This window comes from Mesorhizobium sp. M1C.F.Ca.ET.210.01.1.1 (assembly GCF_004791585.1).
GTDB lineage: Bacteria > Pseudomonadota > Alphaproteobacteria > Rhizobiales > Rhizobiaceae > Mesorhizobium.
In genome coordinates this window covers 1-6,943 of record NZ_SRUU01000070.1, presented here as the reverse complement: position 1 = coordinate 6,943, position 6,943 = coordinate 1, and the positions used below count along the sequence as shown (strand labels likewise).

The following is a 6,943-nucleotide window of genomic DNA, read 5'->3' as shown; positions in this document are numbered from 1 at the left end:
CGGGCTACAATCCCCATAGCGCCAGTCCTGCCCGCGGCTCCGTTCAATCCGGCTTGCAATGAGGTCCGACAGCCAACCCGGCCGCTCCGTCGTGCCCGCGGACCTCACAGAAGCCTCCAGATTCCGGTTTAGGCTGTTTTGTGATTCATGTGTGGACGGCCCCCGTTGAGCAAGAAGATTCTGACAATGGCAATACTGAAGCGGTCAGGTTCATTCATGTGTTCGGCCTGTTTTTGTGCGGCCTCAGGCCGCTGGCCATGATGGTGTCGGTGGATCGGGCCCTCATCAAGCTGCCGCGCTGCGATGCGCGTTGAATCACTCAGGTTCTCCCGATCCCCGGCTTGACCGGATCTGCATCACTGATGTCGTTCTCTCCTGCCCAAACTGGATGTCATTTCGCGCGACCGTCGTTACCCTCGAGCCATTGACGGCGTCGCGCGGTAGTTTTCCTCACGCGCCATCACCGCCCAGGCGATCCGCGCTACCTTGTTGGCGACAGCGACTGTGACCAGCCGTGCCGGCTTACGCTCGAGCAACTGGTTCGCCCAGGTACTGACGGTCGTCGCTTTTCGCCGCGTGTATCGGATGACCGCCGTGGCGCCGACGACGAGGAGATGCCGTAAATAGCGATCTCCCATCTTCGAGATTCCTCCCATTCTGTCTTTGCCACCGGAGGAATGTTGTTTTGGAACAAGGCCGAGCCAAGCAGCGAATTGACGACCGGAGCGGAAGACTTTTGCGTCGACGACGGTGGCAGCGAGGGCGGTCGCCGTGATGAAGCCGATTCCGGGAATGGTTGAAAGCCGCCGGCAGACCTGGTTCGTGCGATACCACGCCAGAAGCTCGATCTCGATCTTCCGGATTTGTGCGCCAAGCCCTTCGATCGTTCGGGCGAGGAGGATAAGAACCTGTCGCGCCATCGCGGGGAGCGGCCCATCGCCCTTGTCAAGAGCTTCGATTAGACCACGGACATGGGCCCGGCCCTTCGGTGCGACGACGCCATACTCGGCCAGATGCGCCCGCATCGCGCTGATTTGCGCTGTGCGCTGCCGAACCAAGAGGTGGCGAGCCCGATGAAGCATCAGAATGCTCTGGGCATCCGCCGATTTGACAGCCACGAACCGCATTGTCGGTCGCGTCACCGCCTCGCAGATCGCTTCCGCGTCGGCCGCATCGTTCTTGTTGCGCTTGACGTAGGCCTTTACGTAAGCCGGCGGCATCAACTTGACCACATGCCCGAGTGCAATCAGCTCCCGCGCCCAATGGTGCGCCGTCGCGCAGGCCTCCATGCCGATGAGGCACGGCTGCATATCGCGAAGCAACGGAATAAGCTGATCGCGCCGAACTTTTCGACGGAGCACCGCGTTTCCTGCATTATCGACGCCGTGAACTTGAAAGACGTTCTTGGCGATATCCAATCCGATCGTGATAACTTGCATGCGGACGGTTCCTTCCCTCTGATGGTCCTTTGACAACGCCATCTTGGCACATTGCGATGCCGCTGGGTCGGGGGCCGTCCACCCCATCAAGATGCTGGCTGGAGTGGAGGCCAGCATCGGATGACGCGACCTCTTTCGAATGATCTTCGTGAGCGTGTTGTTGGTGCGATCGAGGCGGGCGAAAGCTGCCGATCGGTCGCAGCTCGTTTCGGCATTGCCGTATCGTCGGCGGTGTAGTGGTCTCAGCGCTACCGTTCGAGCGGGTCTGTCGCGCCCGGCAAGGTGGGCGGTCATCGCAAGCGCGTGCTGGAGCCGCACCGTGCCTTCATCGCGGAGCGGATCAACCAGACACCGCATCTGTCGCTGCACAGGTTGAAGGATGAGCTGGCGGCGCGCGGGGTGAAGGTATCGCACGATACGGTGTGGCGGTTCCTGCGCGCGAGGGGCTGCGGTTCAAAAAAAACACTGTTCGCCCTTGAGCAGGCCCGTGCTGATATTGCCCGCCGGCGGCAACGCTGGCGATCCTGGCAGTCCGGTCTCGATCCGAGACGGCTGGTGTTCATTGACGAAACGTGGATCAAGACCAACATGGCGCCGCTGCGGGGCTGGGGACCACGAGGCAAGCGCCTGCGCGGCTTTGCCCCGCACGGCCACTGGCGCACGCTGACTTTTCTCGGCGCTTTGCGCCACGACCGGCTGACGGCGCCTTGCGTCTTCGACGGACCGATCAACGGTCAGTGCTTCCGCGCCTATGTCGAGCAACAGCTCTTGCCTGTGCTCGAGCCCGGCGACATCGTCATCATGGACAATCTTGGCTCCCACAAGTCGGCCGCCGTCCGGCAGATGATCCGAGCCGCCGGCGCAAGGCTCTGGTATCTGCCGCCATACTCGCCCGACCTCAACCCGATCGAGCAGGCCTTCGCCAAGATCAAGCACTGGATGCGCGTGGCTCAGAAGGGAACCATCGAGGAGACATGGCAACACGTCGGCTGCCTCGTCTCCTCAATCCAGCCCGGCGAATGCAGCAATTACTTCTTCAATGCCGGATATGCTTCCGTCAAAACCTGAAAGGCTCTAGCGAAAGCAAACGGCTGCTCTGCCGCGCGTCCTTCGAAGCCCGTGCCAACCGGCGAAGCTCCGAAGCCGAATTGTCTGTCGGCAACTGAACTGCTGGTCCCATAGGCAAATCCCCCTTCGCCCCGAAAGAATCTGGACCGAAACACGCACTCACGAAATGCTCATCATCAATCGACGCTCTGGACGCATCTTGACCGAGGTGTCTGTGACGTATCTTCCTGTAGCCCGTCTGGAGCTCCAGGCCACCGGCAACGCAGCAGGTCTCATGCCGGCCTTCGTGGCAAGCCCGGGCGGTCGTCACGGTGGCGCGGGACCACGCCAATGACCTCATACTGATTCAGCGCAATCGCGAGGTTGCCTCATCAGCAGCTTCATGGCCGCCCATTCTTCCAACACTTGATCCAATGCCGGTATCCGACACCCTGCTGTCGGGTCTGTCGGCTCCCCCACACAATGTAACGGCTTTTTGCTCCACTGCACCCCATTTAAGTCATTGAACAACATTCGGAAAAAGACTTTCCAACGCTCTCATCGGCGAAACTGGCACGGCTTTTGCGCGTCCCCAGTACACCGTTCTTGAATGGAGGTATCTGTATGGCTCGACATCGTCCCGGGACAACCGCAGTGGCTACACGCAATAAATATGAGATCCTCGGCGCGGACATACCCGAAGAAACGCTATTCAAGGGCGACTTATTGGTGGCGTCGTTATCGGAATCACCGCGCAGCGTGAACTCCATTTATTACTACGATGATGCAGGTTCTCGCCTATTTGAACGTCTCTGTCACGAGGAAACATATTACCTGTTCAGAACAGAAAAGGACATACTAGCCGAACATGCAAGGTCCATAGCCGACATCACAGGTCCTATCTTTATCGTTGAACTGGGATCTGGAAACGCCGAGAAAACGACTCTTTTATTTGATGCCTACTTGAAGGAACACGGCCGCACTTTTTACGCTGCCATCGACATTAATCGCTCGATCTTGGAGAGGGCGGCTGAGAACGTTCTCTCCGTGACAGACGATTTGGACTTCTTAGGAATTGTCGGGACCTACCAGACCGGACTCGCGCAAGTCGCCAATCTAATTGGACCAAAGCTTTTAGTTTGCCTCGGCAGCACTATGGGGAACATGCACGATGACGAACTGCATGATCTCCTCCTATCGGCGCGATCGGCTTTGTCTTCTGGCGACTATCTTTTGGTCGGGATGGATTTGGACAAAGAAACCAAAATTCTAGAGGCGGCCTACAATAATCAAACAGCTATTCTGACCAACTTATGTGTCCTGCAACATTTGAACTGGCGTTTCGGTGGAGATTTTGATCCATTCCAGTTCCGGCACGTGGCATTCCATAATAAATCGCTGTATCGAATGGAGAGCTATCTGGAAGCAATGCAGGAACAAATGATCAATCTAAAAAGTCTGAATTTCTCCTTTCATCTCGAGAAGGGAGAGATGATTAGGACGGAGATCATGCGGAAGGTTGAATTGTGTGCGTTCCACAAGCTGCTCGGTCTGTATAATTTCCGCCCGGTTCAGCATTGGACGGACTCGCGCCAGCAATATGCGGTTTCTCTGTTTCAACTCGGTGCAGAGCCGACAGAACTCGAATCATGACGTCCCCTGGAGAAAATGCGATGAGAGAGGACATTGAATCGGAAGCGCGGAGCCCTAGTCATGGGCATGTTTCGTTTCGATGGAGTTGAGCCAGTCGACCCGACTGATCACGTTCTGTCTCTGGGCCAACCGACGACGATGTCTAAGCGCATGGTCTATGGCGGCGATGCCGCTGGGCTGCCGACGCGGTTTTCGCAGATCAGGAATAAAGCGCGGTCGCGAATTAGACGATGCTTTCCTATCTCGTCATCTGTAAGGCCGGTCTCGACGGTTCTGGATCCACATGATTCAGAAGGAAAATGTCGAATGGGACGTGGCGATTCTGCTTTGATTGCAACCTCGCGTCGGCGCCGGACGAAGAAGTGTCGAAGTCAGGGCCGTAACCTTGATCCGCGTGTTGTTCGTACATCGGCGCCGAGGTTAGCCGCGGGGCAGCCCAATCGAAGACGCCTCCGCACCGTAAGCCCGCGCGGGGCTAATCGACAAGCGGATCCGGCACGTCGCCCGATGGTGAAGCCGCCTTCTAACGGCATCGGAATTTGCCAAGTTATGCGGTGTCGAAGCTATCTAGGATGGAGGTGTCCCTGGAAAATATTATCATCTTGGGAATTGGCCCGTTGAAGGCCGCATCAGAGATTGTGCGAGGTTTAACATGATTACCTTTTCCGAATTTGCCGCTAGCCTGACCTACGATGCCATTCCCGAGGAGGTCCGTGCCATTCTCAGGCGCAGTTTTGCAGACACGCTCGGCGTCGCGGTGGTGGGGGCAACCACGCAGATCTCGTCGATCACTAGGGAGATTGCCGATCGCCTATGGCGGTCGTCGCCTGAAATCGGCGCGGCCAGGATGATTTTCGACGGGCGCCCCGTCAGCCCGGCGGGAGCGGCATTCGCCGGCGCTTTTACCATTGATTCGATCGATGGGCACGACAACAACAGCCCCTGCAAGGGCCACGCCGGCTCGGCGGTGTTTCCTGCGCTGCTCGCTGTAGCGGATTCGCTTAGGTCTTCGGGCGCCGCAATTTCTGGAAGGGAATTCATGGTTGCGCTGGCCGTTGCTTATGAGGTTGCCTACCGCGCGGGTCTGACGCTTCACGGCACCGTCTCCGACTACCACACTTCAGGGGCGTGGACAGCGGTCGGCGTGGCGGCGGGAGTCTCCCGACTGCTGGGGCTCAGCCAGGAGCAGACGCGCCATGCAGCGGGCATTGCAGAATACCACGGTCCTCGCAGCCAAATGATGCGTTGCATCGATTTTCCAACCATGCTGCGCGACGGCGTCGGCTGGGGTGCGCCGTCGGGCGTCATGGCAGCCTATTTGGCTGACCTCGGCTTCACTGGCGCGCCGGCGATCACGGCCGAGGGGGCCAGCGCCGAGCCGTGGTGGTGCGATCTCGGAGAGGCTTGGCGTGTCGCTGAAGATACCTCATACAAACCCTATCCGGTCTGTCGCTGGGCGCATCCATCGATCGATGCCGCGCGCGACTTGATGCATGACAACTGCCTTTCCAGCAACGATGTGACGCGTGTCCGGATTCAGACGTTTCACAATGCCGTTCGGCTTGCTGGTCACAACCCGAAGACGCTGGACGAAATGAGCTATTCGATCGCGTTCCCGGTTGCGACGATGATCGTGCGTGGCAAAATAGGGCCGCAGGAGCTTTTGCCGGAGGTTCTGCAAGATGAAGAAATCCGACGCATTTCCAACGCCACCGAGCTTGTTGAAACCGAGCACTACACCCGCATCAGCGTCGGTAAGCGTTGGGCCGACGTCACGCTTTACCTAAAGGACGGCCGCCAAATCATGTCGGAGCCGCGCACGCCGAAAGGCGATCGCGACAATCCCATGAGCGCGGAAGAGTTCCACAGCAAATACGTCAATTTCACGAACGGTTTGATCAGCGATGGCAGGGCCGAGGAGATGGAAGCGATAGCGCTGTCATTCGATCGATTGGACAATAAAGGGCTTAACCGTCTGATCGGTTTGACCGTTGCGCCACTTGATCACTGATCTTTGCCGCGGCCAGATTTACGGGTTGGCCGGAATTATTTTCCGCCGGCTGTTCTTTTAGGTCCATCCGGCGGGCCAATCTCTATGGTCAGGACAGCCGCTGAAGCAACGGAGCAAGAGACTGGGGGCCAATGGGATAGCCGGTCCCCGCGCCGATCTTCTTGCGCGGTTCACAGACCGACGGAGCGTCGCCCAGCGTCCGCCGCCTACCGCACGAACGATACCACTGATCACGCAGCGATCATGAGCGCGCATCCTTGCCTCGGATGCGTTCAAGCCCAATCGAAAACTGCTCATCGCTAAGCCAGAAGCTCAATATCTTTCTCTGCAGTGACGCGACGGATAATTCCCACCTTGATCGTGTCCCGGGGCGTAGATGCTATGGGCGAGCGGCGAGGGTGTGGCATCTTTCGGCGCTGTTAGAACCAACTCTTCAGAAGGAGGCGCCCCATGAGCCGCTGAAGAAGATTGATGCCGACGCGCCATCATTGTTGAAGCTGCGCGACGAAGCCGGCCAGGCCGGGCATACAATCAAGCGGATCGCCGTCGCCTATGAGGCGGCCGGCGACGGCTTTTGGCTGGCGCGCTGGCTGCGGGCGCGCGACATCGAGGTCTATGCCATCCACCCTGCCAGCGTGCGGTGTCGCGTGAGCACCGGCGTGCCAAGGTATTTCGGATATACTATCCGTCGCGTTCCAGTGGATGAAAATTTTCGCGCAATCGTCTCGGCAATGTCTGAAGCAGTTAGCGAAAACACAGTCATGATGCTCGCCTCAATGCCGTCCTGGTCGCA

At 58.3% G+C, this 6,943-nt stretch carries 3 protein-coding genes and 2 pseudogenes; 4 read left to right on the top strand and 1 reads right to left on the bottom strand.

Features of this window, described 5'->3' with window-relative positions; genetic code table 11:
• Window positions 1-410: 410 nt before the first annotated feature.
• Window positions 411-1,439, bottom strand: coding sequence for an IS110 family transposase (locus EN853_RS32815; protein ID WP_127863028.1), 1,029 nt, complete (start codon window positions 1,437-1,439; stop codon window positions 411-413).
• A 120-nt stretch (window positions 1,440-1,559) separates the two neighbouring features.
• On the opposite strand from EN853_RS32815, the pseudogene EN853_RS32810 reads away from it, so the two are divergent.
• From EN853_RS32810 to EN853_RS32795, 4 genes and pseudogenes are all read left to right on the top strand, one after another.
• Window positions 1,560-2,507, top strand: a pseudogene (locus EN853_RS32810) (IS630 family transposase).
• Window positions 2,508-3,140: 633 nt separating this feature from the next.
• Window positions 3,141-4,139, top strand: a complete 999-nt coding sequence (locus tag EN853_RS32805; RefSeq protein WP_165349965.1) for an L-histidine N(alpha)-methyltransferase — start codon at window positions 3,141-3,143, stop codon at window positions 4,137-4,139.
• Between the two features lie 652 nt (window positions 4,140-4,791).
• Window positions 4,792-6,150, top strand: a complete 1,359-nt coding sequence (locus tag EN853_RS32800; protein WP_127863026.1) for an MmgE/PrpD family protein — start codon at window positions 4,792-4,794, stop codon at window positions 6,148-6,150.
• 398 nt (window positions 6,151-6,548) lie between these two features.
• Window positions 6,549-6,943 (top strand): annotated as a pseudogene (locus EN853_RS32795) (hypothetical protein); the annotation flags it as partial.